Annotated in this window: 28 protein-coding genes and 2 pseudogenes; 10 read left to right on the forward strand and 20 right to left on the reverse strand. The window is 58.7% G+C overall.

The features are described 5' to 3' along the window. Nucleotides 1-58: 58 nt before the first annotated feature. The 4 genes from traA to AC2YI2_RS19515 are packed head-to-tail and all read left to right on the forward strand — an operon-like array spanning nucleotide 59 to nucleotide 5,712. The gene (gene traA, locus AC2YI2_RS19500; RefSeq protein ID WP_487388129.1) at nucleotides 59-3,373 is read left to right on the forward strand and encodes a Ti-type conjugative transfer relaxase TraA; all 3,315 of its coding nucleotides are present in this window, start codon (nucleotides 59-61) and stop codon (nucleotides 3,371-3,373) included. Then, the gene (gene traF, locus AC2YI2_RS19505) at nucleotides 3,370-3,936 is read left to right on the forward strand and encodes a conjugative transfer signal peptidase TraF (protein WP_487388130.1); all 567 of its coding nucleotides are present in this window, start codon (nucleotides 3,370-3,372) and stop codon (nucleotides 3,934-3,936) included. The genes traA and traF overlap by 4 nt, the downstream gene beginning before the upstream one ends. Next, entirely contained in the window at nucleotides 3,926-5,089 is a 1,164-nt protein-coding gene (locus AC2YI2_RS19510) for a conjugal transfer protein TraB (RefSeq protein ID WP_487388131.1), read from the forward strand. The genes traF and AC2YI2_RS19510 overlap by 11 nt, the downstream gene beginning before the upstream one ends. 14 nt (nucleotides 5,090-5,103) lie before the next feature. Then, on the forward strand, nucleotides 5,104-5,712 hold the full coding sequence (locus tag AC2YI2_RS19515; RefSeq protein WP_487388175.1) for a TraH family protein: 609 nt from the start codon (nucleotides 5,104-5,106) through the stop codon (nucleotides 5,710-5,712). A 3-nt stretch (nucleotides 5,713-5,715) separates the two neighbouring features. On the opposite strand, the gene AC2YI2_RS19520 is transcribed toward AC2YI2_RS19515, so the two are convergent. The 3 genes from AC2YI2_RS19520 to AC2YI2_RS19530 all read right to left on the reverse strand — a co-directional run bounded on the left by AC2YI2_RS19520 (nucleotide 5,716) and on the right by AC2YI2_RS19530 (nucleotide 7,431). Further along, complete coding sequence (locus AC2YI2_RS19520; RefSeq protein ID WP_487388132.1) at nucleotides 5,716-6,090, reverse strand: DUF5615 family PIN-like protein; 375 nt, start codon at nucleotides 6,088-6,090, stop codon at nucleotides 5,716-5,718. Next, the gene (locus tag AC2YI2_RS19525; RefSeq protein ID WP_487388133.1) at nucleotides 6,087-6,719 is read right to left on the reverse strand and encodes a DUF433 domain-containing protein; all 633 of its coding nucleotides are present in this window, start codon (nucleotides 6,717-6,719) and stop codon (nucleotides 6,087-6,089) included. The genes AC2YI2_RS19520 and AC2YI2_RS19525 overlap by 4 nt, the downstream gene beginning before the upstream one ends. Before the next feature lie 499 nt (nucleotides 6,720-7,218). Then, nucleotides 7,219-7,431 carry a helix-turn-helix domain-containing protein gene (locus AC2YI2_RS19530; RefSeq protein WP_487388134.1) on the reverse strand — a complete coding sequence of 71 codons (213 nt, stop codon included), beginning with the start codon at nucleotides 7,429-7,431 and terminating at the stop codon, nucleotides 7,219-7,221. 276 nt (nucleotides 7,432-7,707) lie between these two features. On the opposite strand from AC2YI2_RS19530, the gene AC2YI2_RS19535 reads away from it, so the two are divergent. Next, nucleotides 7,708-8,019, forward strand: a complete 312-nt coding sequence (locus AC2YI2_RS19535) for a transcriptional repressor TraM (protein WP_487388135.1) — start codon at nucleotides 7,708-7,710, stop codon at nucleotides 8,017-8,019. On the opposite strand, the gene AC2YI2_RS19540 is transcribed toward AC2YI2_RS19535, so the two are convergent. The 13 genes and pseudogenes from AC2YI2_RS19540 to traI all read right to left on the reverse strand — a co-directional run bounded on the left by AC2YI2_RS19540 (nucleotide 8,016) and on the right by traI (nucleotide 19,152). Further along, a complete protein-coding gene (locus AC2YI2_RS19540) occupies nucleotides 8,016-8,729 on the reverse strand; it encodes an autoinducer binding domain-containing protein (RefSeq protein ID WP_487388136.1) in 714 nt (237 codons plus the stop codon). The genes AC2YI2_RS19535 and AC2YI2_RS19540 overlap by 4 nt on opposite strands. Before the next feature lie 317 nt (nucleotides 8,730-9,046). Beyond that, a complete protein-coding gene (gene trbI / locus AC2YI2_RS19545) occupies nucleotides 9,047-10,351 on the reverse strand; it encodes an IncP-type conjugal transfer protein TrbI (RefSeq protein WP_487388137.1) in 1,305 nt (434 codons plus the stop codon). Between the two features lie 11 nt (nucleotides 10,352-10,362). Further along, the gene (gene trbH, locus AC2YI2_RS19550; RefSeq protein WP_487388138.1) at nucleotides 10,363-10,800 is read right to left on the reverse strand and encodes a conjugal transfer protein TrbH; all 438 of its coding nucleotides are present in this window, start codon (nucleotides 10,798-10,800) and stop codon (nucleotides 10,363-10,365) included. Nucleotides 10,801-10,803: 3 nt separating this feature from the next. Further along, a complete protein-coding gene (gene trbG, locus AC2YI2_RS19555) occupies nucleotides 10,804-11,616 on the reverse strand; it encodes a P-type conjugative transfer protein TrbG (protein WP_487388139.1) in 813 nt (270 codons plus the stop codon). Nucleotides 11,617-11,631: 15 nt separating this feature from the next. After that, nucleotides 11,632-12,294 (reverse strand): conjugal transfer protein TrbF, encoded by a 663-nt coding sequence (locus AC2YI2_RS19560; RefSeq protein ID WP_487388140.1) that lies wholly within the window; start codon nucleotides 12,292-12,294, stop codon nucleotides 11,632-11,634. Nucleotides 12,295-12,308: 14 nt separating this feature from the next. Beyond that, on the reverse strand, nucleotides 12,309-13,487 hold the full coding sequence (trbL, locus tag AC2YI2_RS19565; protein ID WP_487388141.1) for a P-type conjugative transfer protein TrbL: 1,179 nt from the start codon (nucleotides 13,485-13,487) through the stop codon (nucleotides 12,309-12,311). Beyond that, on the reverse strand, nucleotides 13,481-13,651 hold the full coding sequence (locus tag AC2YI2_RS19570; RefSeq protein ID WP_487388142.1) for a DUF2749 domain-containing protein: 171 nt from the start codon (nucleotides 13,649-13,651) through the stop codon (nucleotides 13,481-13,483). Before AC2YI2_RS19570 ends, trbL begins: the two co-directional genes overlap by 7 nt. After that, nucleotides 13,651-14,451, reverse strand: a complete 801-nt coding sequence (trbJ, locus tag AC2YI2_RS19575) for a P-type conjugative transfer protein TrbJ (RefSeq protein ID WP_487388143.1) — start codon at nucleotides 14,449-14,451, stop codon at nucleotides 13,651-13,653. The genes AC2YI2_RS19570 and trbJ overlap by 1 nt, the downstream gene beginning before the upstream one ends. Next, on the reverse strand, nucleotides 14,423-16,882 hold the full coding sequence (locus AC2YI2_RS19580; protein ID WP_487388144.1) for a conjugal transfer protein TrbE: 2,460 nt from the start codon (nucleotides 16,880-16,882) through the stop codon (nucleotides 14,423-14,425). The genes trbJ and AC2YI2_RS19580 overlap by 29 nt, the downstream gene beginning before the upstream one ends. A gap of 11 nt (nucleotides 16,883-16,893) precedes the next feature. After that, nucleotides 16,894-17,193 carry a conjugal transfer protein TrbD gene (locus AC2YI2_RS19585; protein WP_487388145.1) on the reverse strand — a complete coding sequence of 100 codons (300 nt, stop codon included), beginning with the start codon at nucleotides 17,191-17,193 and terminating at the stop codon, nucleotides 16,894-16,896. Beyond that, nucleotides 17,186-17,551, reverse strand: coding sequence for a TrbC/VirB2 family protein (locus tag AC2YI2_RS19590; RefSeq protein WP_487388146.1), 366 nt, complete (start codon nucleotides 17,549-17,551; stop codon nucleotides 17,186-17,188). Before AC2YI2_RS19590 ends, AC2YI2_RS19585 begins: the two co-directional genes overlap by 8 nt. Beyond that, nucleotides 17,541-18,518 carry a P-type conjugative transfer ATPase TrbB gene (trbB, locus tag AC2YI2_RS19595; RefSeq protein ID WP_487388147.1) on the reverse strand — a complete coding sequence of 326 codons (978 nt, stop codon included), beginning with the start codon at nucleotides 18,516-18,518 and terminating at the stop codon, nucleotides 17,541-17,543. Before trbB ends, AC2YI2_RS19590 begins: the two co-directional genes overlap by 11 nt. A gap of 10 nt (nucleotides 18,519-18,528) precedes the next feature. Further along, nucleotides 18,529-19,152: pseudogene (traI, locus tag AC2YI2_RS19600) on the reverse strand (acyl-homoserine-lactone synthase). 384 nt (nucleotides 19,153-19,536) lie between these two features. Between traI and repA the strand changes: the two are divergent. From repA to repC, 3 genes are all read left to right on the forward strand, one after another. Then, on the forward strand, nucleotides 19,537-20,724 hold the full coding sequence (gene repA, locus AC2YI2_RS19605; protein WP_487388148.1) for a plasmid partitioning protein RepA: 1,188 nt from the start codon (nucleotides 19,537-19,539) through the stop codon (nucleotides 20,722-20,724). 73 nt (nucleotides 20,725-20,797) lie between these two features. Then, nucleotides 20,798-21,787, forward strand: a complete 990-nt coding sequence (repB, locus tag AC2YI2_RS19610) for a plasmid partitioning protein RepB (protein WP_487388149.1) — start codon at nucleotides 20,798-20,800, stop codon at nucleotides 21,785-21,787. A 151-nt stretch (nucleotides 21,788-21,938) separates the two neighbouring features. Beyond that, a complete protein-coding gene (repC, locus tag AC2YI2_RS19615) occupies nucleotides 21,939-23,237 on the forward strand; it encodes a plasmid replication protein RepC (protein WP_487388150.1) in 1,299 nt (432 codons plus the stop codon). A gap of 78 nt (nucleotides 23,238-23,315) precedes the next feature. On the opposite strand, the gene AC2YI2_RS19620 is transcribed toward repC, so the two are convergent. The 3 genes from AC2YI2_RS19620 to AC2YI2_RS19630 form a co-directional block, all read right to left on the reverse strand. Continuing rightward, nucleotides 23,316-23,525, reverse strand: a complete 210-nt coding sequence (locus tag AC2YI2_RS19620) for a hypothetical protein (RefSeq protein WP_487388176.1) — start codon at nucleotides 23,523-23,525, stop codon at nucleotides 23,316-23,318. A 288-nt stretch (nucleotides 23,526-23,813) separates the two neighbouring features. Beyond that, the gene (locus tag AC2YI2_RS19625) at nucleotides 23,814-24,005 is read right to left on the reverse strand and encodes a hypothetical protein (RefSeq protein ID WP_487388151.1); all 192 of its coding nucleotides are present in this window, start codon (nucleotides 24,003-24,005) and stop codon (nucleotides 23,814-23,816) included. A gap of 82 nt (nucleotides 24,006-24,087) precedes the next feature. Continuing rightward, nucleotides 24,088-24,300, reverse strand: a complete 213-nt coding sequence (locus AC2YI2_RS19630; RefSeq protein WP_487388152.1) for a hypothetical protein — start codon at nucleotides 24,298-24,300, stop codon at nucleotides 24,088-24,090. Between the two features lie 365 nt (nucleotides 24,301-24,665). On the opposite strand from AC2YI2_RS19630, the gene AC2YI2_RS19635 reads away from it, so the two are divergent. Both AC2YI2_RS19635 and AC2YI2_RS19640 read left to right on the forward strand, forming a co-directional pair. After that, the gene (locus AC2YI2_RS19635) at nucleotides 24,666-24,872 is read left to right on the forward strand and encodes a cold-shock protein (RefSeq protein ID WP_068389465.1); all 207 of its coding nucleotides are present in this window, start codon (nucleotides 24,666-24,668) and stop codon (nucleotides 24,870-24,872) included. Between the two features lie 63 nt (nucleotides 24,873-24,935). Continuing rightward, nucleotides 24,936-25,247, forward strand: a complete 312-nt coding sequence (locus AC2YI2_RS19640; RefSeq protein ID WP_487388153.1) for a hypothetical protein — start codon at nucleotides 24,936-24,938, stop codon at nucleotides 25,245-25,247. Between the two features lie 304 nt (nucleotides 25,248-25,551). Here AC2YI2_RS19640 and AC2YI2_RS19645 read toward each other — a convergent pair. After that, a pseudogene (locus AC2YI2_RS19645) lies at nucleotides 25,552-25,692 on the reverse strand (integrase); the annotation flags it as partial.

Genomic DNA, 25,692 nt, shown 5'->3' on the forward strand with positions numbered 1-25,692 from the left:
GGGCCTGCCGTCCCGACGAACGCTTTGAATTCGTTCGCAGTCGGGAAGGAACTCTACCGTGGCGGTCCCTCATTTCTCCGTCAGCATCGTTGCCCGAGGCTCCGGCCGCAGCGCCGTGCTGTCGGCGGCCTACCGGCATTGCGCCAGGATGGACTACGAGCGGGAAGCCCGGACGATCGACTACAGCAGAAAACAGGGATTGCTGCACGAGGAGTTCGTCATCCCTGCCGATGCGCCGGCCTGGTTGCAGGCGATGATTGCCGACAGATCCGAGGCGGGCGCCTCGGAAGCGTTCTGGAATGCGGTCGAGGCCTTCGAAAAGCGCTCGGACGCGCAGCTCGCCAAGGACGTCACCATCGCCCTGCCGCTCGAGCTGACCGAGGAACAGAACATCGCGCTTGTCCGAGATTTCGTGGAGCGGCACATCACAGCGAAGGGCATGGTGGCGGACTGGGTCTATCACGACGCCCCGGGCAATCCGCATGTGCATCTGATGACGACACTGAGGCCGCTAACCGAGGATGGATTTGGCGCCAAGAAGATCGTGGTACTCGGTCCGGATGGTGAAACGCTGCGCAACGATTCCGGCAAGATCGTGTACGAACTCTGGGCCGGCAGCACTGATGACTTCAACGCCTTTCGCGATGGCTGGTTCGCTTGCCAGAACAAGCATCTGGCATTGGCCGGTCTCGACATCCGCATCGACGGGCGATCCTTCGAAAAGCAGGGGATAGACCTCACCCCGACCATTCATCTCGGTGTCGGTACCAAGGCGATCGACCGCAAGGCCGAGCAGGTCAAGTCAAAGGAACCGGCCTGGTCGCCCAAGCTCGAACGCATCGAGCTGCAGGAAGACCGCCGCGCGGAAAATGCCCGCCGCATCCAACGCCGCCCGGAAATCGTCCTCGACCTCATCACGCGCGAGAGAAGCGTCTTTGACGAGCGCGATATTGCGAAGATCCTGCATCGCTACATCGACAATGCCGGGTTGTTCCAGAGTCTGATGGTGCGCATCGTGCAGAGCCCGGAAACACTCCGCCTTGAGCGCGAGCGGATCGATTTCGGCACCGGCATTCGGGCGCCGGCCAAATACACGACGCGGGAACTGATCCGGCTGGAAGCGGAGATGGCCAACCGAGCGATCTGGCTTGCCGGCCGATCCTCACACAAAGTCAAACAGGGCGTGCTCGAGGCGACCTTCGCACTTCATTCCCGGTTGTCGGAAGAGCAGCGTGTCGCGATCGGACATGTCGCCGGGGACACGGGGATCGCCGCCGTCATAGGCCGCGCCGGCGCCGGCAAGACCACCATGATGATGGCCGCGCGCGAAGCCTGGGAAACGGCGGGCTACCGTGTGGTCGGTGGCGCTCTGGCGGGCAAGGCCGCCGAGGGTCTGGAACGCGAAGCGGGTATTGTCTCGCGGACTCTTTCCGCCTGGGAACTCCGCTGGAGCCAAGGCCGCAATCAGCTCGACAACAAGACCGTATTCGTGCTGGACGAGGCCGGCATGGTGTCGTCACGGCAGATGGCGCTGTTTGTCGAAGCTGTGACAAAGGCGGGCGCCAAGCTCGTTCTCGTCGGTGATCCGGAACAACTGCAGCCGATCGAGGCCGGTGCGGCCTTCCGCGCCATCGCCGACCGGATCGGTTATGCCGAGCTGGACACCATCTACCGCCAGCGCGAACAGTGGATGCGCGACGCCTCTCTCGATCTTGCCCGTGGCAATGTCGACAAGGCGGTCGATGCCTACCGTGCGCATGGCCACTTCAACGGCTCGGAATTGAAGGCGCAGGCTGTCGAAAACCTGATCGCCGACTGGAACCGCGATTACGATCCGGCGAAGACGACACTGATCCTTGCGCATCTGCGCCGCGATGTCCGCATGCTCAACGAACTGGCGCGGCAAAAACTCGTCGAGCGCGGTATCGTCGCTGCGGGTTTTGCCTTCCGGACGGAAGAGGGCAATCGCAACTTTTCCGCCGGCGACCAGATCGTATTCCTGAAGAACGAGGGATCGCTCGGCGTCAAGAACGGCATGCTTGCGAAGGTCATTGAGGCTGCGCCTGGACGTATCGTTGCCGAGATCGGTGAGGGTGAACATCGCCGTCAGGTCAGCGTGGAACAGCGTTTCTACACACACGTCGATCACGGCTACGCGACGACGATCCACAAGAGCCAGGGCGCCACGGTCGACCGGATCAAGGTGTTGGCGTCGTTGTCGCTCGATCGCCATCTCACCTATGTCGCCATGACCCGCCATCGCGACGATCTCGCTGTCTATTACGGTCGCCGCTCGTTTGCCAAGGCGGGCGGTCTGATCCCGATCCTGTCGCGCAGAAACGCCAAGGAAGCCACGCTCGATTACCAGAAGGGCGCTTTCTACAAACAGGCGCTTCGATTTGCCGACGCCCGTGGTCTTCACCTGATAAATGTCGCACGCACTGTCGTGCGAGATCGGCTGCAATGGACGGTGAGCCAGAAGCAAAAGCTCGCCGGTCTCGGCGCCCGGCTGGCGGCAATCGGCGGCAGGCTCGGCCTTATCGCCAGCACAAAATCGTCCCCCATCTCCAAAAGCATCAAGGAGTCGAAGCCCATGGTATCAGGCATCTCCACCTTCCCGAAATCCATCGAGGACAAGCTTGCCGCCGATCCTGGTCTGAAGAAGCAATGGGAGGACGTTTCCACCCGCTTCCACCTCGTCTACGCCCAGCCGGAAAGCGCCTTCAAGGCGGTCGGTGTCGATGCGATGCTCAAAGATCAGGCGGTTGCCAAGACCACCCTGGCGAAGATCGCCGGCGAGCCGGAAGGCTTCGGCGCTCTCAAGGGTAAGACCGGCATATTTGCAAGCCGACCCGACAGACTGGACCGCGAGCGGGCGGTCGCCAACGTCCCGGCGCTGGCGCGCAATCTCGAGCGTTATCTTCGCCAGCGGGCCGAGGCCGAACACAAGCATGAAGCGGAAGAACGGGCGGTCCGCAAGCAGATCTCGGTCGACATCCCGGCGCTCTCCCCGTCCGCACGGCAAACGCTCGAGCGCGTGCGCGATGCGATCGACCGCAACGATCTCCCCGCCGGTCTCGAACGCGCCCTTGCCGACAAACAAGTGAAGGCGGAACTGGAAGGGTTCGCAAGGGCGGTCTCCGAGCGGTTTGGCGAACGCACCTTCATCGGCATCGCCGCAAAGGACACGAGCGGAGAGACCTACAAGTCGATCACGTCAGGGATGAAGCCCGCGCAGAAGGCCGAGGTCCAGACCGCCTGGAATTCGATGCGGACCATCCAGCAGCTCGCCGCGCATGAAAGAACGACCGAGGCGATCAAACAGGCTGAGACTATGCGGCAGACCAAGAGCAAGGGGCTTTCCCTGAAATGAGCGGATCAGTTGTCATTAAGCGCGCCGCGCGTCTCAGAGTTCGGCCGGCCGTGGCGATAATATTGGCCGGAATATTGCTCGCGCTCGTTTTGGTCATCGGAGGCGCGATGGGCGGCTTGCGCATCAACATGACACCAAGCGAACCAATCGGACTCTGGCGCGTCGTGGCGCTCAATCGACGTCCCGCCGTTGACGATCTTGTCTTCATCTGCCCGCCGGAAAACAACGCGATGGAAGAGGCCAGGCAGCGCGGATATCTGCGTTCCGGTTTGTGCCCAGGCGGGTTTGCGCCGCTGATCAAGACGGTGATCGCCACCGCAGGGCAGAGGGTGGACATTGGGTCAAGCGTTCGCGTCGATGGTGTCGTCATAGCCAATTCGGCAGTTTCCAAATTCGATGGAATGGGTCGGCCGCTCGCAGCGTTTCGCGGCGGGATCGTTCCAACGGGACGCGTCTTCCTGCACTCCGGCTTTGTCGGTTCTTACGACTCCCGATACTTCGGTCCCTTGCCGGCGTCAGGCATTCTAGGCCTGGCGCAGGAGGTGCTGACCTATGCGCCGTGACCATGTTTGTACAGTAGCACTGACAGCGCTCGCGATCGCCGCAGGCTGGATCGGCTGGATCGGCCAGGTGCTCCTCCTTCCGGTAGCTCTCGCCTTTCCCGTGCTGTGGGCAAATGCACGCAACAGGGCAGGCGCGGGGCTGGTTTCGGGCGGATATTTCCTGGCGGCCGCGCGAGGATTTCCCCAGGGCGTCGCTAGTTTCTATGCGTCCGATCTTTGGCCCGGACTGCTGCTCTGGCTCGTGGCATCGCTCAGTTTCGTCGGCGTTCATGCTTTGCTGTGGTCGCCCAGCGGACCACAGAAGCCATTCCGTTATCTCGCTGCCGCGGTATTGATGGCGGTTCCACCGTTCGGCATCACCGGATGGGCGCATCCGATCACGGCGGCCGGGGTACTCTTTCCGGGATGGGGATGGTGGGGACTTGCTGCGACGACTGCCAGCCTGATCGGCCTCGTAACCCGGTTCTGGCTGACCGTTGCGATCGTCTTCGTAGGCGCGTGGGTATGGTCCGCCGCAACGTGGACCGATCCATCCGTGCCTCACCAATGGCATGGTGTCGACACGCAAATGGGTGCGTCGCTCGGACGTGATGCCGGTCTTTCGCGACAGCGTGACCTGATCGCAATTGTGAAACGCGCGGCTGGCGATCGCATCGGCTTCGTCGTCCTGCCGGAAAGCGCTCTCGGGTTCTGGACGCCGACCGTCGAGCGCCTATGGACCAAGGCTCTGGCAGGTCAGCCCTTGACGGTGATCGCCGGTGCTTCGGTGGTCAACGACGACGGCTATGACAACGTTCTGGTCGCGATCTCCGGCGACGGTGGCAGCGTTCTTTACCGCGAGCGCATGCCCGTCCCCGGCTCGATGTGGCAGCCGTGGCGGTCATGGTTCGGCCAAAGTGGAGGCGCCCGCGCTGATTTCTTCGCTAACCCAGTCGCTGAGCTCGACGGCCGCAAGATTGCGCCGCTAATCTGCTACGAACTCCTCGTCGTCTGGCCGATCCTGCAATCGATGCGGAGCGATCCCGACGTCATTGTCGCCGTCGGCAATGGCTGGTGGACATCAGGTACATCCATCGTCGCCATCCAACGCGCCAGCGTCACGGCCTGGGCGCGGCTGTTCGGCAAACCGCTCACTATTTCCTACAACACATAAACCTGGAGCCCAAAATGCTGGATGCCGCCCTCATCGGCAAATGCGCCGATCCATCCCTTACGCCCGCTATCGTCGAGCAGTTCGTCCGGGTGGCGGGTTCGCCCGACCCGCTTGCCATTTCGATCAAGACCGGCGGGAGGCTGATCCTGATCCCGAAGGCGAAAACACCTGATGAGGCAATGGATATCATTCAGAACCATGTCGGTCGGGCCATTGTCCGCGTCGGGCTCACACAGCTTCCGGCCGGTGTTGGTATCAAGGATACCTCGGAGCTCAAGCCCGGTCTGGTCGACGCCTGTGAAAACCTGAAGATCGGCACGAAAATGTTCGCCAAGATCCTCCGCATCGTTGCCAAATGGTATGGCAATCCGACCAGTAAGGACGTGTTCCCGCAGATATTCGAGGATGCCGTCCACGCTTGGAAGACCGGGGAATTTGAAGGCGTCAGCGTGTTTCAGGCTCAGGATCCGGGAGGAACCGTCGAATTGCCACGGCAAAGCGAGGTAAACTCCGTCAACGAAGAGGGAGCTGCGGTGACGGCGTCCGATAAACAGACCGAGACGAGCGACGATGTTGACCGAGCGGGAATTCGGATCGACCTGTCTCGCATCGGCGGAAACTGACCGCTATATCGGCAGTGCATAGCGCGTTAGCACGGCCTCACCATCTTCGATGGCAATCTCGATAACTTCGTTGACGATCTCTTGGGCGTCGACAAACTCTTGCAGAACAGCGATGAACAATTCCCGCTGCAGTGCCGGTAGAACCTGCGGAACGATGATGACCAGGCCGGCATGCAACTCCTCGCTTGCGTAGAGTTTCCGGAAGTCGCGCGCGTTGTTGGTCACGAACGTGAAATCATGCGCGACGATGCGCGGCATCAGATCCCAGTCGGTCTCGCCGCTCAGGCCAAGCCAGTTGACATGAAAACAGTCGTGGCCGTGGTCTTGCGCCACGGCCACGAGCGATGTGTGCAAGCATTCATCGATGAGGAACTTCAAGAACCCGTTCTCGGTGCTTTCCGCGCACTAGCTGCCGTCGTGAGAGGTATACGCTTCACCGACGTCACCTTCAGTCCCTGTTCCGAGAGCTTTTTCGGCCGCCCTCGGGCCGGGTGAGCTGCCGTCCAGATTTCCGCGAGTTCCACCATGCGCGTTGTCATAGAAGGATAGCCCTCGACGATTTCCGCGGTGCTGGCGCCTTGCTGTTTTATCGCAGCGATCATTCGCACCGGCACCCGAGTTCCCTTAAAAACCGGCTCGCCGCCAACGACGCCCTTCACAGCCTCAATCTTCTGCTCGGCTTCTCGAAGCGCCTCCGCGCGCGCGGCCAGTTGTGCTCTCGCCCGCGCAACGTCGACAATCAGATAGTCATCTGCCCTCACCGTGTCCGCATCGGGATTTTGGTCGATCGTATCGAACAGGTGTTTGCGACGCTCGGCCGACAGGATCGATCCTACACCGTACCAGAGCTTCAGGCGCAGTAGATCCTCGACGGAAAGTTCTCGTCCTGCACGGCCGAAATGTGCGGCGATGATCCGTTTGTCGATCGCATTGTGTACCGATTTGACAGCAATCTCACTGAGAGCCGCTGCCTCGGTAGGCGTGTAGGCACGTGACGCCATAATCATTCTCCTCGTGGAGAATGTATATACAGAAAATACCACTTCGTAAAGATCGGCAGCTTGTTTTAGGGGTGCGACATCTGAGGTAAGTGCTCTTTCGGTGCGCTGGGCGTGCCTATCAGCGTGACTTGGCCAAAAGCACGTCCAGTTCAACCTCGGGCGCCTCGGCAATCAGGCCAAGGACGGTGATGCTGGCGGACATCTCGGCGCGAGCGTCGCACCTTGGTGACCGTTTGAAACTTTAGGAGTGACCAATTGAAAGTCAATGGATGGCTATTTGAAGTTTATGTGGGGGCCAATTGAAAGTGCCAGCCCGACAAATTGCTGCGTGCCAAGGCCGGCACATCCTTCGCGGCAATTCAGCCAATCGATGCGAAAGCCAGCGTGGCCCTGGTTCTGGTCCACGGTAACCGAGCAGTGTGCAGCCGGCCGATTTCTTGTGGCGCTGCCACGATAAGCATGTGGGGGCATGCATCGATGAGCGGGGTTGTGCGAAAGGAGTTGCTTAGCGGGACTTTGTTAAGAGTTCGGCTGGTTGAACTTCCAGCGCCTCCGCGATCTGGCCTAGCACGGTGATACTGGCTGACACATCCGCACGCTCAATCTTTCCGATATAGCGCGCGCTCAGGCGGGAGCGGTGAGCAAGTTCTTCCTGCGTCATTTCTTTGCCATGACGTATCCGACGTAGATTGACCGCCATGACCTCCTTGAGATCCATGACGTAACCAGAGCCCGAATAGGAATGATCGTTCCAGGAACGATAGTTCCGATTCGTTGCGGCGTGTGATAATCATCCTCCTATTGCTTATTGATTCCCTGGCCATGGCGCTGATCCTGTCGGTGCCGCGTCTTCTCGCTAAGGGCAGTCAGCAATGTTGATCGCGGCGAGGCTAGCAGCTTTTACGGCGATTAACAGGAGCCTAATCGACCTGGATAGAAAATTGGCCAAGCGCATAATACAGTCGCGGTATGGCATTTTTGATTGCGGTGAAGAATGAAGGTTGACCATCTATCACCAGACGAGGACCGCGCCGACCGACGGCTGCGGTATTCCAAGACGGCCAAAGACGACCTAGAGCGACTGACCGTCTCGGCAATCAAAGAGCACAGACGGCTCTTCGAGTCCGATCAGACAGTCTATGATGAATGGGAGCGTGTATCCGATGAGCCGACTGCATCCCCATCTGTAGTTCAATCCCTGCAGGAGGAATATCTCCGAAGGCGGACGAAGACCGCAGCACAGCAGGAACTGCTCGCGGACCTTATCGACGCACTCGGCTACGTTCCAGACGTTCCTTTAGACTAGAATTCAACCAAGCCGTAGGCCGTCGCAAGCGCCGTCAGGTGCTGAACATTCTCGGCACCCAGTTTCCGCCGGGCGCTGTCAAGATAGTGCTGCACTGTCCTTGTGGTGATACCCATGATGCTCGCTATTTCAGGCGCGTATTTGCCCTTTGCGGACCACGTCACACACACTGCCTCTTTGGACGAAAAGACATTTTTTGGAGCGACGACACGGCCCGCTGAAATGAACCTGAGCCGGTAATGAATGGCGAGCGCTGCCTGGACCGCGGATTCTGTGCTCAAGCATGATGATGACGAATCTGAGTCGGCGGCCGAACTCGCAAACGTCAGGAGGATAGTCGAACCGAAGCTTCCCCGAACAGGTATTGTCATGCCCGAGCGGATGCCGTGGGAAATTGCCTCGTCTCTGAAGCGCCTTAGTTCAGCGGAGCTGCGCGTGGACCAGTCATCCGCCGACCAAGTAAAGATCTTCATTCGCCGTCTGGCTTCGATGACAACCGGATCAATGATTGAAAACCTCTTCTCTAGATACACCTCTTGCCATGCTTGAGCATAGGAACTGATCGTTCGCACGTCCTCGCCCTCCACCTGCAAGTAGGCAATACGCTCGAAGCCGATCGACGTCGCAAAGGTTTTCGCTGCCTGTCTGATCATGCGCTCATCATGAGCGACATCAACCGTATCTAGAAATGCTTGAAATTCACTCTCCAATGAACACTCCCCTTTTCCAACCGCAGTCAGCGAGACAGGCTGACGCTCAGAAGAAACTAAGCAGGTACGCGAAGTCTGCGACTGCACTCACCTACCGACAGCGGCTCCCATCGCTTTCACAAGCTGTGTCGGAGCGCTCGCCATCATAGCCAACGCTTTGGAAGCAAGTGCTTTGAACGCATCTGGTCATATGTTTGACCACGGGGATGAACGCCTAGGATTGCAAAATCGGAGGACGCACTTTCAACATCTGTCGGCGAGAAGGTCAAGCCAAATCAACCTTGGGAGGTGCCGAAATCGGCAGTCCAGATGCGCAATTACCGACCTTGATAAGCAGATGGGAAGATGATGTCCTGATCGACAAGCACGTTGAACTTGTACCCCGGCCGAATATTGATTGTCGGCTGTACACTGAGATTTTGCGAGATTGTCTGCTCGGCAACCCGACCAAAAGACTCAGCGAAATTTCGCCTCGCCGCATCAGAAGCGGTTTCCTGTGTCGCAACCGTCGAGCTCTCCGGCATCGATCGATCGATCCCCGTCCCAATCAATGCAATGAGGGCAGCAGATCCGAACGTGCGCCAGAGGTGCCGATTGACCTTGTCTTTGAACCCGCCGTAGCCTTCCGCATCGGTGCCAGCCATCGCGCCGATCTGCAGCGTCGATCCGTTGGGGAAGATCAGATCCGTCCAGACCACCAGCACGCGCTCCTGCCCGAACGAAACCTTGGAATCGTAGCGACCGAACAGCTTGGCTCCCTGCGGTATGAGCAGTCGATACCCGGTCGCGCTGTCATAAACATTCTGCGACACCTGTGCCGTGATACGGCCGGGAAGATCGGAGTTGAGACCCGTGATCATGGTTGCGGGGATGAACGAGCCGCGCTTGAGCTCGAACGGCGACATCTGCGGCACGACCTTGTTCGGCAGATAACCAAGATCCTTGATGTCCTGATTGAAGAAGTCCTCCTTCGACCTCTGCATGTTGGCGTCGGTGGCTTTGTCCATCAGTCTAGCATTGAGCGCCGCGGAGTAGAGATCGGACGGATTGGCCGATGCTGTTTCGGTTGGGTTGCTCCGATCATCCTTCTCCGTGTTCTTCGTCCTCTCAACGTCGGAGACATCGACCTTCAGCGGTGAGTCGAGCGCAACGGATTGCGCCTGGAGCCGCGCCATACGCTGGCGCTGCCGCTCTCGGTAATATTGCTCGTCGTTTTCCCGCTTAAGCCGTGCCAACCATTCGGCCTCGGGCTCAAGACGGCTGCGGCGAACCTCCTGGGTCTGGGTCCGCTCGACGGACTTGATCTCAGGCTTTTCCTCGTTCCGTTTCTGCTCGGATACTGGCGTTGGCTGGAAGATTTGCGTCTGTTCTGGATCCCCGATGATGCCGTCGGTAATCCCCTTCTTCAGTTGATCACCGAAGTTGGTCGCCGGCGTGCTGTTGGCCGTATCGAGATCCGAACCCCGGTAGAAATGCAGCCCGCGGAATGAAAGACCGATCACGACTACGGCAATAAACAGCACGATGACTGTGATGGCGATTATGACGGGGAGGCGGTTGAGCCTCTGCATACCCCTTTGGTCATCGTGCGCGGAGGTTCCTAGCTGGAGCGACTGGACCATTGCTCGTCTCCTCAGTTCATCTCAAGCTTGGAAAGCGGGCTGACAGGATCAGCGCCAGCCGCTGTCGGCGCATAGACCCGGCTGATTGCAACCGACGGCGTCCACAGCCGGGCGAGAATCTGGCCGTCGGCGCTATCGATGGAATAGGCGAGTTCAATGGGTTTCACGGTCTTGCCCACCTTGCCGTCAGTGATAACCGCAAAGCCCCAGCCTTTGAGCGCGGCCTCGAGTGCCGTGGAGAAATCACTCGAATCCTTGTCCATCTTGATCGAGACCTTTGCCGCCGGTCCCATTTGTTCGGCCAGCCGGCTTGCCATGTCGCCGGCAATCGCGCTGGCGGCCGGTCCCGAGATGACGGAGGGCGTGGAGTCTGTCGTGAGGGCTTCGTCGGTCGCCTGGCAACTTGAAAGGGCAATTGCGAAGACGACAAGAATGAATGCGGAGCGCATCGGTTACCCTCCCCTCTTGATCTTGACCTTTTGCTGCCGCCAGCCGACCCCGGAAATCAGGATCGCCTTGTCGATGGCATAGTCGACGGTCATCATGTCCTTGTGCATGCGGTAATTGACGATGCGGTTCTGGCCGCCACTGACCACGAATAGCACCGGCGCGTCCTCGCCAGAGAGAGACTTCGGGAACTGGATGTAGGTTCTTGCGCCATCCGAATAGACACGCTTCGGCTTCCAGGAAGCCCGGCCGCTGATCGAGTAGGAGAAGTTGAGGCGATCGGGTGCGCCCTCGGTGATCGCCCCGGTCTCGAGCCGGGCATTGATATCCTTAAGCTTGTTGGAAGCATCTTCCGGATATTCAAACCCCACCCGCGCCATGTATTGGCTCGGGTGGGACTTGAGCTGGATATGATAGGTGCGACGCGAAGTCGTGATGACCATCGAGGTGACTAATCCGGCCTCGGACGGTTTGACGATCAAATGGATGGCCTGTCCGCCTGTGGCGCCGGATGTCGCTGGCTCGACCTTCCAGCGCACGGTATCACCGACGAGCACGTCGCGGACGATCTCGCCGCCCTGCAATTCGATGTCGCAAACCTGGAGCGGTGAGCAGACCACCGAAGGCTGGGTCTCGCCGTAGAGGAAGATCACCTTCCCATCAGGGCCGATCGTAACCATTCCCGGCGTGCCGCGCCACTTCTTCGAGATGGCGGTCGCCTTCGCTTCGTTTGATGTCATCGACTGACCAAGCGCACCGTTGGTGACGACAAACCCCATCACGCAGCCGGCGGCCGCGAGTATCGCTATTCCCTTCATGATAATCCCCTGCCCTTAGAGCTGTGCGGTCCAGTCGAAATCGGTCACATAAAGACCGATCGGATTGAGACGAATGATGGCCTCGTCTTGCGGCGCAGTGAGCGCGACGGTGGCGATCCCGCGAAACCGGCGCGTCCCGGTCTCCTTGCCTTTCCGATCCCGCTCGAACTCGGTCCAGTCGACCTGGTAGGTCTTGGTCGAGAGCGCCACTATGTTGTTGACCTCGATGGCCACAGTGTTCTTCTTCGCGCGCTCAAACGGCGAATTGCCGCGGAACCAGGCATTGACCTTTTCGGTCGATGGGTCGGAGGTGCGGAGCAGCGCATATGTTCGATCGATATACTGCTTCTGCACCACGGCATCTGGCGTAATGGATCGGAAGCTAGACACGAAGTTGCCGAGCGTCGAACGGACCACGCGCGCATCGGCATATTCGATCTGCTGGGGGAAACCCGCAGTGACTGCGGTGCCGAGTTTATCGACCTCGACGATGTAAGGCACGAGCTTCACCTGGGTGCTCAGATACATCGCATAGCCGAAGCCGATCACCGCCATCGAGAGGCCGAGGATGCCGACGATCCGCCAGGCGGACGCTGCCTTAACATAAGAGCCATATCGCTCCGACCATTCCTGGCGGGCCGCGAGATATGGATTTTCCGGGACGCGGTCTGCGGCCATCAATCTCTCCCTTCCTATTTCTTTTGGTTGTTTTCGGGCGGCTTTGGTCCGCTCTTGCCGGCGTTTAATTGCTCAAGCTTTGCATTGGCCAATCCGAGAATTGATCCCGCATAGGCGCCGGGGGAACCAATGGCCTTATCCTTCGCCGCGGACGATGCCGCCCAGACACCCGAGTTGAAGCTTTCGCTCATGCCCCGAATGAAGGCACCTCCCATCGAGGAACCTGAAGCGCGGGCACTCTGCGCGGCCGCAACCCCTGCGCCGATGGCGCCGGCAGCAAAGAAGCCAGCACCTGCCGCAAAGGATGCTCCCTGCCCGCCGTGGCGGATCGCCTCCATGCCGCCTGTCACGGATGCACCCTGGACGACGCCCTGTAGGATGTTCGGCACATACATAGCGATGATGAAGACGACCACGGAAATACCTGCGATGGACAGTGCGGTCATGAATTGCTGCTCTGCAGCGACCGGTGTTTGGGCAAGTCCAGTGAGAACTTCGGAACCGATCTTGGCGATCATCACCAAGGCCATCAGTTTCATGCCGACGCTGAAGGCATAGATCAGGTAGCGGATCGCAAAATCCTTAGTGTATGAGGAGCCGCCGAGACCGAGCATGATCATGCCGGCCAGTAGGCCAACATACATCTCAACCATCACGGCAACGAATATGGCGGCGACCAGTGAGAAGGAGATCACGACCACCACCATCGCAAAAACGGCCGCAATGGCGAGAGCGTTGTCCTCGAACACACCAAACTGGACTTGTTCGGACATCTTGCTGGCAACCTGTATGCCGGCGTCGAAGATTGTAGCCGGCGAGGCGGATCCTCCTCCGGCCCCAATCTGGAACAAACTGTCGACGACCGCCCTCGCCAAGGTTGGGCCTTGATCGAGGACGAATGCAAACAAACCAATGAACATGATTCTGCGAACGAGTTCGGCGAACCAACTATCGAGCGACGCAGCTTGAAGTCCGAGCCACACTGCGGCGATGCCGATTTCGATCGCGGCGAGCAGCCAAAACAAGGATCGGGCCGCGTTTGTGACGGTGCTCTCCCATCCCTTCGCTGCTGTAGATACCTGGTTTTCTAGCTCCGTGATCACTTGGCCTTCCTGCGCGAAAACAGGGCCCGCTAATATCAAAACCGCTATGATGGAGATGCCTGCTATGTTTGCTCTGCTTGAACTCACCATCTCGGCCGCAACTCCTGTCCACCTGTCAGCTCCTTCTTCGGGGCAGGCGCGAAAAACTCCTTCGCGCGCTCGTTCTTCAAAGGCTGGTGAAACTGTGGGGCCAACGAATACCCTCCCGCTGCGCCGACCAGGAGAGCGGCGATCATGGCTGCAAATGTGCGCATCACCACCGCGGCTCCATCATCTGACCCTGCGGGACGCCTCGATTCGTCGGAGCAAAGAACTTCTCGCGTCGAGCCTGCGCGAGATCTTTGTCGGTTTGCTCCGATTGCAGCCAAGTGGCCGTCATCGTCGTCTGCTGTGCGATGAGGCCGCGGAGCTTCTGTGTTTGTTCGACCTGCTGTGCAGCGAGCTGATGGCCGACCTGCAGTGCCTTCATTTGCCCGTCGGCCGTCTCGGACATGCTGCGAAGTGACGACATCGTCGCTTCCTCGGTGCTGAACTGCTCCGATGTCAGGCCTGCTGCGCGTAACGTGCTGGCGATCGTCTCCCGGTTCGTGTCGGACCAGGTCTGATAGGTCGACGAGAATGTCGCATTCGCGGGTAGATTGGTCCGGAGCGTCGAGTAACTCTGGAACCGTTGCTGCAGGACGTCATCGGCATTGCCCATCGAGAACGCGATGCTCTGGCCGGTCTCAATGATGCTGCGCAGCTGGTTGATGTCGGCCTCGACCTGACCCCAGATATGCTGCGGCAGCGTCGCGGTGTTCTGCAGCATGTTCTGGTAGATGCTGAGCTGCGTCTCGATCTGCTGAGCCAATTGGTTGATCTGCGTCAGTTGATTGTGCACCTGCGTTCCCGAGCTCTCGAGCAGCTTGATGAGCTCGGCATTGTTCGCGAGCTGCGTCCATTCGGTCGCGGCACCCGTTGCCGTGCCAGCACGAACGGGGGAAGCGATCGTCGAAGATGCTATCATCAGTGCGATGACGAGGCGGCTAGTCCTTGTTGAGCAGGGAATGGGCATTCTGAACTCCTCTCAGTTCAAGCCAGTGGACCGGCCAGTCCTGGCCGTGTTCGCTTCGAAGTGCGCGGATACGTTTGAGCTCCTCCTTGCCGGAGGCGCCGACGAAGCTCAGCGCGACAGGACCGAGCGACATGTCGAACAGACGTCGGCCCTCTGGCGTCGCAACATAGTATTCGCGCTTTGGGATGGCGGCCGAGACGATCTCGATCTGACGCTCGTTGAAACCGATGCGCTCGTAGAACTCTCGGGTTCCGGGTTCACGAGCGGCTCCATTCGGCAGGCAGATCTTGGTCGGGCAGGATTCCTTGAGGACATCGATGATGCCCGATCGGTCTGCGTCGGAAATCGACTGGGTGGCCAGCACCACCGCACAATTGGCTTTGCGCAGTACCTTCAGCCATTCGCGGATCTTCGAGCGGAAGACCGGATGCCCAAGCATCAGCCACGCCTCGTCAAGGATGATGAGACTAGGAGCGCCATCGAGGCGTTTTTCGATCCGACGAAACAAATAGGTCAGTACCGGCACGAGGTTGCGCTCGCCGAAATTCATAAGGTGCTCGATCTCGAAGGTCTGGAAAGCGCCGAGCGAAAGTCCGTCCTGCTCGGCATCGAGCAACTGTCCCATCGGGCCATCGACGGTGTAGTGGTGCAGCGCCTCCTTGATCTCGCGCATCTGTACTCCCGAGACAAAGTCTGAAAGCGACCGGCCCGGTGCGGTAGCCATCAGCGCGACCTGGCGCGATATCGCGTTGCGATGATCAGGTGTGATCGTGACGCCCTGCAACGCGACCAGCGTCTCTACCCACTCGGTCGCCCAAGCACGGTCGGCCTCGGTGCCGAGATCGGAGAGTGGACAAAAGGCGAGTTGGCGTGCCGCACTCTCCTCGTTCTCGCCACCGATCTCATAATGATCGCCGGCCGCGGCGAGCGTCAGCGGAAGAAGCGAACTGCCTTTGTCGAAGGCGAAGATCTGCGAGCGCTCATATCGCCGGAACTGAGCGGCGATGAGCGCCAGCAGCGTTGACTTCCCCGAGCCAGTCGGCCCAAAGATTAGGGTATGACCGACGTCATCGACATGCAGATTCAGTCGAAACGGAGTCGATCCGCTGGCCACCTGCATGAGCGGCGGCGAATTGGGCGGATAGAATGGGCAAGGCGCGATCGGCGTGCCGGACCATACGGAATTCAGCGGGATGAGATCGGCGAGATTGCTTGTGTTGATCAACGGCTCGCGGATATTGCTGAACCAGTTGCCTGGAAGGCTGCCGAGAAAGGCATCGGTGGCATTCAAAGTCTCGATGCGTGCCCCGAAACCTTCCGCCTGGATCAGCCGGCGGACCCCTTCTGCTTTCTCCTGCAGCGCTTCGCGATTGCTGTCGAACATCACGATAACAGGCGTGTAGTAGCCATAGGCCACAAGCTGAGATGACGCCTGTGCAATCGCGTCCTCGGTTTCTGCCACCATTGTCATTGCGTCTTGGTCGACGGATCGAGATTGCGTCTGGAAAAGCTGATCAAAAAACGGCCGCACCTTCTGTTGCCACTTCTTGCGGGTGCGCTCGAGCTTTTGTCGGGCCTCCTCGGCATCGAGGAAGATGAAACGCGACGACCAGCGGTAGCTGAGCGGCATCAGGTCGAGACTGTTCAGGATCCCGGGCCAGCTTTCGGCCGGCAGGCCATCGATGGCCACCACGCCGAGAAACCGGTCCTCGACCTTCGGCGTCAGCCCGTGTTGGAGCTCTGCAGTGGCCACCCAGTCAAGATACATGGGGACGTCGGGCAGCCGAACAGGATGGCTTTCGCCCGTGATACAGAAGCGGACGAACTGCAGGAGTTCGTCATAGCGCGCAGCCCTCTCCCCTCCCCGCTCGGATGTTTCCCGCGCGAGCATGCGACGGATCGAGACGGTGTTCGCGAAATACTGCTCGAACTCGCGGATGGCGTTCTTGAAGAATAGCAGCACGGTGTCGGCATAGGTCTTCTTACGGCTCGCCTCATCGGAATAGACGTACTTGCTCAACGCCGTCTTCTTGGCCTCAGGTGGCCGATAGCTCAAGACGATCGCGTGCCGGCTTTCGAAATGCCCCTTCTCGCGCTCGAAGTGCGACCGCCGCTCGGCGTCGATGGCGCGCGAGACGGCATCAGGGAAACAGCAGCGATCTTCAGACGGGTAATCAGCCGTCGGAATGCGGACGGCCTCGATCTGAATCATCCACCCAGACCCAAGTCGCGCTAGGATCGCGTTGATCTGTCGCGACAGCTCGTTGCGCTCATAGTTAGTTGCGCTCTCCGAGTCCGGGCCGGCAAAGTACCAGCCGGCCATGAGACTGCCATCCTTGAGGAGAAGCACGCCGTTGTCGACCAGGCCGGCATAGGGCACGAGGTCGGCGAAAGACGGGCCAGTGGCGCGGAATCGACTGAGTGCGACCATGGTCGTCCCCCTCAGTAGCGGCGCCACGGCGAAGCCGTCGGCCGATAGTAGGAGCGATAGGAGATGTGGCGGATATAGACCTTCCGCATGAGCGGGTCGGACTTCGCCATCATCCGGAGCAACCCGACGATGACGATCCAGACTGCCACACCAAACATCGCCGAATAGACGGTCAGCACCACGAAGATGAGAATGACGGCCGCGAGCCCGGTCAGCAGCACCAGCTCGCGATCCGCCCCCATCAGCAGGTTCGGTCGCGAGAGTGCGCGATGAATCCGATTGCGCCGCAGCCCGGACAGGGACTCAGCCATGAGCCCCCTCCCCTGTCATTTGCTCCTCGGCTGTGCCGATCGAGGCGCCGGTCGCACCGAATAGGCCGACGATCTGCGAGGCACCAAGCAGGATGCCGGCGACGAGAACGATATACATGAGCCGGCGCGCGAAGTCGTTGAGTTCGCCGCCGAAGATCAGCATACCGCCGGCGATTGCCATGGCGGCCAGTGCGATGGCACCGGCCACCGGCCCGTTGATCGATTCCTGGATTTGCTGCAGCGGTCCTTCCCAAGGAAGGCCGCCCCCGCCGGTGCTGGCCAGCGCCGGCGCTGCGAGCGCGATTGTCATCGATGCTGCGGCAACCGCGATGGCAATAGCTGACTTCCTATGCGACATGCCGCGCCTCCTGTTCTTGGGTGAGCTGTTCGGATTCGATTTCGTACTGGCCGTTGACGTAGCGTTCGACCTGAACGACATCGCGGACGCGGCGTCCTCGTGCCGTACGCTCAATCGAGATTATGAGGTCGACAGCCTCACCGATCACTTCCTGCATCGGCTGCTGGCTGGCCTCCGCAGTCAGTTGCTCGAGGCGGCGTAGTGCTGACATTGCGGTGTTAGAATGGATGGTTGCCACGCCGCCGGGGTGGCCCGTGTTCCATGCTTTGAGCAGCGTGAGTGCGGCGCCGTCTCGCACTTCGCCGACGACGATGCGATCCGGACGAAGCCGCATTGTGCTCTTGAGGAGCCGCGCCATGTCGACTGTATCACTTGTGTGGAGAAGAACCGCATTCTCGGCCGCGCACTGAATCTCAGCCGTGTCCTCGAGAATCACGAGACGATCTTCAGGCGCTGATTTGACGATCTCCTCAATGACAGTATTCGCGAGGGTCGTTTTCCCAGAACCGGTACCGCCGGAGATGATGATGTTCAGCTTTGACGATATGGCACTCCGGATCGTCGAAGCTTGCCAATCCGTCATCACACATGATCGGACATACTCGTCCAACGGGATCAGACGAGATGCTCGACGGCGGATGGTGAAGGCAGGTTTCGCGACGACGGGAGGGAGAAGACCTTCAAACCGGTGGCCGCCGATCGGAAGCTCCCCGGAAATGATAGGCTGCTCAATATCGACCTCGGACTGGAGTGCATGGGCTACGGTGCCGATGACCATCTCAGCCGCCGCCGCCGACATCTCGCCAGCCAGAGCAACGCCGTGGCCTAAGCGTTCGATAAATAGCTTGCCGTCAGGATTTAGCATGATCTCCACGACAGTGGCGTCGTCCAGGGCCACGCAGAGATGGTCGCCAAGCGCTTCCTGAAGCTTCCGTACAAGTCGTGGATGAGAGCGAAGCTGGTTCACGGAATTTTCCTTAAGCTGCCTTGCCGACGGGGGTGAATTCAGATCGATAATTGGAGGGACGCAGTTTCTGAAATGTGCCTGCGTCGATGGGCAGTATGCCCGCGACGGCGTTAGTCACGCCGATCTTCGTCGGTTCCCCTAACCGCTGCAGCGGCCACCCGACGCGAGCGAGGATGCGCTCGAAGCGCAGGTCGGTCACAGTGACGATTTCCGTGAAGCCATTCGTCATGCACTATTCGATGATGCCGGCGAACATGGTCCAAGTAGCCTCATGTACAGAGCTCGCTCCTCTTCCCTCCTCAAGAGTGGTATCCACGCAGAAGCGAGAGCTTTCGACCATCGCCGAGTGCGCAATCAGCCTGCCGTTCGGAAGCAGCGACGGGAACACGTCAGCAGCCATAGTCGGCCCTAGTGCCGACAGGAGTCTTGCGCCCCCCGCTAATTGGCCTGTCTCCGTGATAGCGACAACGTAGGTAGGCCGCAGTGCATCAAAGTCGTCCGACTCACCGCCTGCCGAGACTTCGACTTCCCAGCCCAGCCGGTTGGAAAACACTCTGGCGCGGAGTTGATAGAAGGCCCGCAGGAGATCTGCCTCATGGACCGTTCTTGGCGTCGAGAACGCGATAACTTGCATTGATTTCTCCGTTGTTGTGATCGGCGGGGAAATCAGCACAGAACGGAATCGGGCGACAATTGTAGGATTCTACAATGTTCCTTAGACTCGAGTCGCGCCTTGGAGACTGCGGGCAATCTGAGCCTACCACTTCCCGGCCAGGAGGAGCATTTCGGCTTGTAGGATTCACCGTAGAACAACTCAAGAACTCAGGAGCCGATAATCGTGCTAAGGTTCTGTTAATAAATTAGAAACAGGCTCCGCTTGTCTATGTCGGCCAACGATGCAGGCGCATGTTAAGGTCTTGTTAACCTTATTTTCCTTGCCATGATGCGGGAATCGCGTAATCGTCACGATAAATTGGCATATTTCCAGGAAATATCGTGACTAGAGGCAGATTTCTAAATGAACGTGAAAATGGCCGTTTCGGAAAATGTATCGAGTTTCGCGGATACGATTCTCGCACATGGCGGCGACATTTCGTCCAAACTCGATATGTTACGACAAGAGAAGTTCCCACCAAATGCTCAGAAGACCCTTCGCCAGTTTTCGCTCGCCGAGGTAGCCGACTTCGTAGGCGTGTCACAAAGCTATCTCAAGAAACTTCATTTGCAGGGCAAAGGTGTCGAACCGACTACGACTTCGACCGGGCGTAGATACTATACCGCTTCGCAGGTGAACGAATTGCGGGCACTGCTCGACCGCGTTCCCCACAGACGCAGTCATGAAAAACTCCAGGTGATTGCGGTTGTCAATTTCAAAGGGGGGTCGGGCAAAACCACGACGGCTGCGCATCTCGCCCAGTATTTGGCGCTTAAAGGATTTCGAGTTCTGGCAGTCGATCTGGATCCGCAGGCGTCGCTGACGGCGCTCTATGGGATCCAGCCCGAACTAGATGAAAAGGCATCATTCTACGAAGCGCTTCGTTATGATGATGAGCGGAAGTCACTGAAGGATATCATCCAACCTACCAATTTCCCCAACCTGGATGTCGTTCCGGCAAATCTCGAACTTCAAGAATACGAATACGAGACGCCCATAGCGATGCAGAGCAAGGACTCGAAGGCCGGGAAACTGTTTTACACGCGCGTTGGTGACGCACTCGAGGACGTGGACGATCGGTACGACGTCGTTATCGTAGATTGCCCTCCCCAACTTGGCTACCTTACGCTTACGGCCTTAACGGCGGCGTCCTCGGTTCTCATTACGGTGCATCCGCAGATGTTGGACATTATGTCCATGTCGCAGTTCCTACTCATGCTGGGGGACATTCTTAAGAGCGTCGAGCGCGTTGGAGTAAACGTCTCTCTTGATTGGTTTCGCTATCTGATCACCCGCTACGAGCCTACGGACATTCCGCAGCAACAAATGGTTGGCTTCATGCAGTCAATGTTCGCTCAGCAGATGATGAAAAACCATATGGTGAAGTCCACTGCGATTTCGGACGCTGGCCTCACTAAACAGAGCCTTTACGAGGTCGAGAGGTCCCAATTTACGCCTTCGACGTATGACCGAGCGCGAGAAGCGTTGGACGCCGTCAATGCTGAGATCATCGAGCTGTTAAACAACGCGTGGGGCCGTCGCAATGCATAAGGAATTGTCAGCCGTACAAGTGGGCATTTTCTCGAATAATATCATCATGTTGAATGCATTTGAGGTGCTTTAGATGGCTCGCAAGGATGTATTTGCCAACATAACGGCTCAACAGAACGACAGCACTGAGCGCCGTGCGACGCCGGGATATGCAACGCGAGGCGCCTCTCGCTCGATGATTAATTCGTTGAACGAACTTGCCGAGAAGGCAGCTCTTGCCGAGCAAAATATCTCGGGTGAAGCAATTGTCGAACTCGACACCGCGGTCCTTGAGAACTCATTTGTTACCGATCGGATGGGCGATGATGACCTCGCTTACGTCGATTTGCTGGAGGCAATCCGAGAACGAGGTCAAGACACGCCGATCTTGGTCCGCCCTCACCCCGACCTCAACAGCCGATATCAAATTGTGTTCGGCCATCGTCGCGCTCGTGCAGCACGGGAACTGGGCAGGCCGGTCCGGGCGATTGTTAAGAACGTCTCCGATGCAGATCACGTTATTGCTCAGGGACAAGAAAACTCTGCGCGTGAGAATCTGTCGTTTATTGAGCGCGCTATGTTTGCGCAAAACCTCCTGGATCTCGGGCATGAAAAGCAGACGATTCAGGTGGCTCTTTCTATCGATGCGCCGATGCTCACGCGCATGCTTTCGGTTTCGGGCCGCGTACCCAAGGGAATTATCGGGGCTATCGGCGCCGCCAAGACCGTTGGTCGCGATCGTTGGATCGATTTCGCCCAGCTGATCGAAAAACCGTCGTCGCTTGTCCTCGCAAATGAACTCGTTGTCGGTGAGAAGTTTAGATCTTTGGAATCGGACGCGCGATTTGAGCTCATAGCAACCGAACTCAAAAAGGCCGAAAGGCCGGCGAAGCGGTCAAAATCTAGTGGTGAATGGCAGGCGGGCGATTCAACCGTGCGGGCTGAATTTAAGGGTAGTGCCAAGAGCTACTCTATTGCTCTCAAATCCGCCGATGCAGGTCGGTTTGGCCGATATATCGCCGACAATCTTGAGCGTCTCCACGCGGAGTACACAAAGTCAACAAAGTCGAAGGAAGATAGCTAGCAAAAGAAAAAGGCCCCCAAACGTTTCCGTCGTGGAAGCCCTTCTCCAGATTTAAGCACCCTGAGAATCGCATTTCCACGAATCATAGTCAAGAGTCTATGGCGCCGTTTTGGTGAGCAGATTTCTTTTGCCTCGTGAAAGGTGAAAGAAAATGCAGATCGGAAGTGTGACGACTCCCTTCGGGAGCCGATCGATGACGCTTGCCATGTTGGCAAACCAGGTCGTCGAGCCGGAAGACGGAAAAACCGTCGACAAATGGAAGCTCTATCGGGCGCTGTGCGAAGCCCGCATCCGCCTCGGTGTGACAGATCGAGCTTTAGCGTTGATCAATGCGCTGTTGACGTTCTATCCGAAGAGTGAGCTTTCGGCCGAATATGGACTTGTGGTGTTCCCGTCGAATGCGCAGCTCTCGACCCGGGCGCATGGCATGGCCGAGCAAACGATCCGGCGCCATCTCGCCGTGCTGGTTGAAGCCGGCTTGATCAGCCGCAAGGACAGCGCCAATGGCAAGCGTTATGCTAGGCGCGACGGCGAGGGCACGATCGATGACGCCTTCGGCTTCAGCCTCGCTCCGCTCCTGGCACGCGCTGACGAAATCGAAATGCTGGCTGCCGATGCAGTCGCCGAGCGGCTCGCCTTCCAGCGCCTAAAGGAGCGTTTCACGATCTGCCGACGAGACGTTGCCAAACTGATCGCCGCTGCGATCGACGAAGGTGCCGCCGGCGATTGGGAAGAGCATCACATGCACTATCGCTCGATTGTAGAGGCACTTCCGCGGGCTCCAACCGCCATGCAACTGGTCTCCAGCCTTGATGAAATGGAGCTTTTGCGCGACGGAATCGTCAACGTGCTGGAAATGCAGCTAAAAGCTCGAAATCATAGCGGCAATGACCTCCAAAATGAGCGTCACATACAGAATTCAAATCCCGAATCTATTCTTGAATCTGAACCTCGCTTCGAAGTGAAGCAGGGCGAAACCACCAAGCCCAGCCAGCAACCATCCGGCAAGACGGACCGTAGACAAGAGATTGCAAAGCGCGCTGAGGACTATCGTGCGCCGATGCCTGGGGCCGGCGACCGGGAAGGGGCCGCGCCGGCGGCTATCCGACCGTTTCCGCTTGGGATGGTGTTGCGTGGCTGCCCGCAGATTGCCGACTATGGGCCGGGTGGCGGAATTGGCAGCTGGCGCGACCTGATGGCGACGGCTGTGGTGGTGCGCTCGATGCTTGGCGTGTCGCCATCGGCCTATCAGGAGGCGTGCGAGGTCATGGGGCCGGAAAATGCGGCGACCGTCATTGCCTGCATTCTTGAAAAGGCGGGTCATATCAACTCGGCGGGCGGCTATCTGCGCGATTTGACGCGACGGGCCCAGAAGGGCGAGTTTTCGCTAGGACCGGTGCTCATGGCGTTGCTCAGGGCAAATGGCGGCGAGATCAAGCGGGCAGGGTAGGGCGATGTCGATCATTGTTGCGGCACGACCACGGACCTCATTGACGAAGCGTTGCGCAACGGTCGCTTCATCCACAGATCAAGCCTCGGGTACAAGCCCATCGAACACCTCCAGAAGCGCATCGACAATCGCCTGGCCAAGCGCACTGGCGGTCTCTGCGATCTTGTCGTCGGACATGTCACGGGCGGCGAGCGCGAGATTGCCACCCTGATCAGCAACAATGGCGCGGGACCGTTCGATCGCCCATTGGGCGAAGTCGCTGCGGTTCTCGATGGACATCGTTTCGATAGGGGGCTCGTCGGTCATTTACGATTTCTTCTAGGATGGCGGTGTAGTTATGTGGTCGCGCGTTGAGTTTTGCGTACGCGCATTTCCCATCATGTCAATTAAGCGTAACGGGAGGCCAGAGGCTATTCAGCTGACGTAGGACCACATAGTGATCACGAGCGGCACGGCCAAGCCAACGGTCACGGCAACTGTGAACCGCATCAGCTGTGTTCGTCGTGTGCGCTGACCGTCCCAATCGTAGACCATGGCGCCCTCCAAGGGTTAATCAAGCAAACGGGAACAGATGTGTCAATCGGGCGTATAAGGTTTCCGCCTGAGGCCGCCCCGGCGCGCTTGGTCTCGGCTTTGGCGGTCTTGCGTCTTCGCCATGATTGATGCGGATGCGATGTTCACAAAGTCCTTGAAAATTGTGCAGCGCAGCATTATCTTGAATTTGTAGCCGATCACCTCCTCCCGATCGGCCGCGGCGACCAGCGGCACTCCTCCTCCCAGCCGCCTGGTCATAATCAGAGCTCGGTGCACCTCCTCCCGCACCGGGCTCTTTTTCGATCGAGCTGATACATCATATGTTTTCGGTGGCTGCGTTGTTCGTCAGCTTGTCCAGATGCTGTTGACGCTCAGTGAGCTGGGCTTGCAGGCGCGTGAGGAACTTCTCCGCGAGCGCCGTGGGCTCGCCGAGTCGCTGCAGTTCGGCAAGGACGCGTTTCTGATGGAGGATGGCGCGGCACAGCTCCGAAACCTGGCTGTTCAGGGCCACGATGTCGTCCGTGCTCAAGAACATCTCAAATCCCCTCTATATGCCCGTGTCCACGGCCGTTGAGGATAACGATTGGCTTGCGACATTTTGAAGACGGCGGGGCTTTCGACGTGCCCGTAAGACGTCGCCTCCCGCAGCGTGACGACCACGGGCCGAAGCGTCGCGACGAGGGCGCCGGTACGCATCTTGGTTCATTCAAGTCAGCGCGCTAGAAAGGCGAGGGGAACTGCCGATGCGGACGCTTTGCCATTTGCATTGGGCGTCACGCGTCTGGATGACGAGGGTCTGCCTGGGTTGCATCACGTGGGAAATCGCAGCATGGTGCCGGCCTGCAAAGGACAATGCCACACCGTGTGGCACTGCAGGACGATGGGAAGAAAAGAATGGCCACTGGTACCGTCAAATGGTTCAATGCAACGAAGGGCTTTGGCTTCATCCAGCCGGATGACGGCAGCACCGATGTGTTCGTGCATATTTCCGCTGTCGAGCGCGCCGGAATGCGTGGCCTCAATGATGGTCAGAAGATCAGCTACGAACTGGTCAAGGACCGCAAGTCCGGCAAGATGTCGGCTGACAACCTGCAGGCTTAAGCGCGATTCCATGAGACGAGAAATGCCCGACCCGGCCTCATTGTGCGCGCTGGATCGTAGCATATGGGCGGCATCTCAGAGCCCAAGAACATCGAGCCGGAGTCGATTGTGGAAACCAACCAGCACGGCCACCTTGTCCTGGAATGCATGCAGCTCTTGGACATGGAGGCTGGGGACCACGTCAGTGTCGACGATCTGGCGGAATACGCCTTTGGCAAGGGCGTGGGATTGGACGAGTTGGAAAATGCCATCATCCATGCCAGCTCGAATGGATGGATTCACACCACGGACGATCAGGTCTATCTCACCGCCGGCGGATACAAGCTCCTCAACCCTGCCAATGACAACTCTCAAACGATCATTCTGCCGAGTTGACGCCACCGCTGAGCCTGAGCCCGGTATCGGAAGAATTTCCGCTTGCAAGGCCCGCACTATGGAACCCTCAAGCGCCCGGCGTCCAAAGCGGCTGGTCTCGTCCTTCGAGCGGGGTCATGCCTGCGGAAAGGACCGGGGGAGCAGCGTCGCGAGGGCGATCAGATGCCATCGGGATCGCGCACCTGCGCTAGCGTCGAGCAATCACCCTCGATATCGTCCCCGATTTCAATTGAAGCGGTAAGCTGAAACCTCGACCTTTGATTTCGACCTTACGCTTTCACGCGGAGCAGGGGAGGGGATGCTCTTATAGTCCCGACGCCTCGGTAAGATTGATCCGAAAGCGATCGCGGCGGCGCTGATAGCGACGGGTCATTTCCGCGCTGGCATGGCCGAGCTGCTTCTGGACGTAGCGCTCATCGACCTCGGCCGACGAGGCCAGGCCGGA

This window comes from Rhizobium sp. SRI_017 (assembly GCF_057586295.1).

Excerpts from the sequence above, each read along its gene's own strand:
- traF (WP_487388130.1), top strand. The coding sequence starts at position 3,370 with ATGAGCGGATCAGTTGTCATTAAGCGCGCCGCGCGTCTCAGAGTTCGG.
- AC2YI2_RS19510 (WP_487388131.1), top strand. The coding sequence starts at position 3,926 with ATGCGCCGTGACCATGTTTGTACAGTAGCACTGACAGCGCTCGCGATC.
- AC2YI2_RS19515 (WP_487388175.1), top strand. The coding sequence starts at position 5,104 with ATGCTGGATGCCGCCCTCATCGGCAAATGCGCCGATCCATCCCTTACG.
- AC2YI2_RS19525 (WP_487388133.1), bottom strand. The coding sequence starts at position 6,719 with ATGATTATGGCGTCACGTGCCTACACGCCTACCGAGGCAGCGGCTCTC.
- AC2YI2_RS19530 (WP_487388134.1), bottom strand. The coding sequence starts at position 7,431 with ATGGATCTCAAGGAGGTCATGGCGGTCAATCTACGTCGGATACGTCAT.
- AC2YI2_RS19535 (WP_487388135.1), top strand. The coding sequence starts at position 7,708 with ATGAAGGTTGACCATCTATCACCAGACGAGGACCGCGCCGACCGACGG.
- trbI (WP_487388137.1), bottom strand. The coding sequence starts at position 10,351 with ATGGTCCAGTCGCTCCAGCTAGGAACCTCCGCGCACGATGACCAAAGG.
- trbH (WP_487388138.1), bottom strand. The coding sequence starts at position 10,800 with ATGCGCTCCGCATTCATTCTTGTCGTCTTCGCAATTGCCCTTTCAAGT.
- trbG (WP_487388139.1), bottom strand. The coding sequence starts at position 11,616 with ATGAAGGGAATAGCGATACTCGCGGCCGCCGGCTGCGTGATGGGGTTT.
- AC2YI2_RS19560 (WP_487388140.1), bottom strand. The coding sequence starts at position 12,294 with ATGGCCGCAGACCGCGTCCCGGAAAATCCATATCTCGCGGCCCGCCAG.
- trbL (WP_487388141.1), bottom strand. The coding sequence starts at position 13,487 with ATGGTGAGTTCAAGCAGAGCAAACATAGCAGGCATCTCCATCATAGCG.
- AC2YI2_RS19570 (WP_487388142.1), bottom strand. The coding sequence starts at position 13,651 with ATGCGCACATTTGCAGCCATGATCGCCGCTCTCCTGGTCGGCGCAGCG.
- trbJ (WP_487388143.1), bottom strand. The coding sequence starts at position 14,451 with ATGCCCATTCCCTGCTCAACAAGGACTAGCCGCCTCGTCATCGCACTG.
- AC2YI2_RS19580 (WP_487388144.1), bottom strand. The coding sequence starts at position 16,882 with ATGGTCGCACTCAGTCGATTCCGCGCCACTGGCCCGTCTTTCGCCGAC.
- AC2YI2_RS19585 (WP_487388145.1), bottom strand. The coding sequence starts at position 17,193 with ATGGCTGAGTCCCTGTCCGGGCTGCGGCGCAATCGGATTCATCGCGCA.
- AC2YI2_RS19590 (WP_487388146.1), bottom strand. The coding sequence starts at position 17,551 with ATGTCGCATAGGAAGTCAGCTATTGCCATCGCGGTTGCCGCAGCATCG.
- repA (WP_487388148.1), top strand. The coding sequence starts at position 19,537 with ATGAACGTGAAAATGGCCGTTTCGGAAAATGTATCGAGTTTCGCGGAT.
- repB (WP_487388149.1), top strand. The coding sequence starts at position 20,798 with ATGGCTCGCAAGGATGTATTTGCCAACATAACGGCTCAACAGAACGAC.
- repC (WP_487388150.1), top strand. The coding sequence starts at position 21,939 with ATGCAGATCGGAAGTGTGACGACTCCCTTCGGGAGCCGATCGATGACG.
- AC2YI2_RS19635 (WP_068389465.1), top strand. The coding sequence starts at position 24,666 with ATGGCCACTGGTACCGTCAAATGGTTCAATGCAACGAAGGGCTTTGGC.
- AC2YI2_RS19640 (WP_487388153.1), top strand. The coding sequence starts at position 24,936 with ATGGGCGGCATCTCAGAGCCCAAGAACATCGAGCCGGAGTCGATTGTG.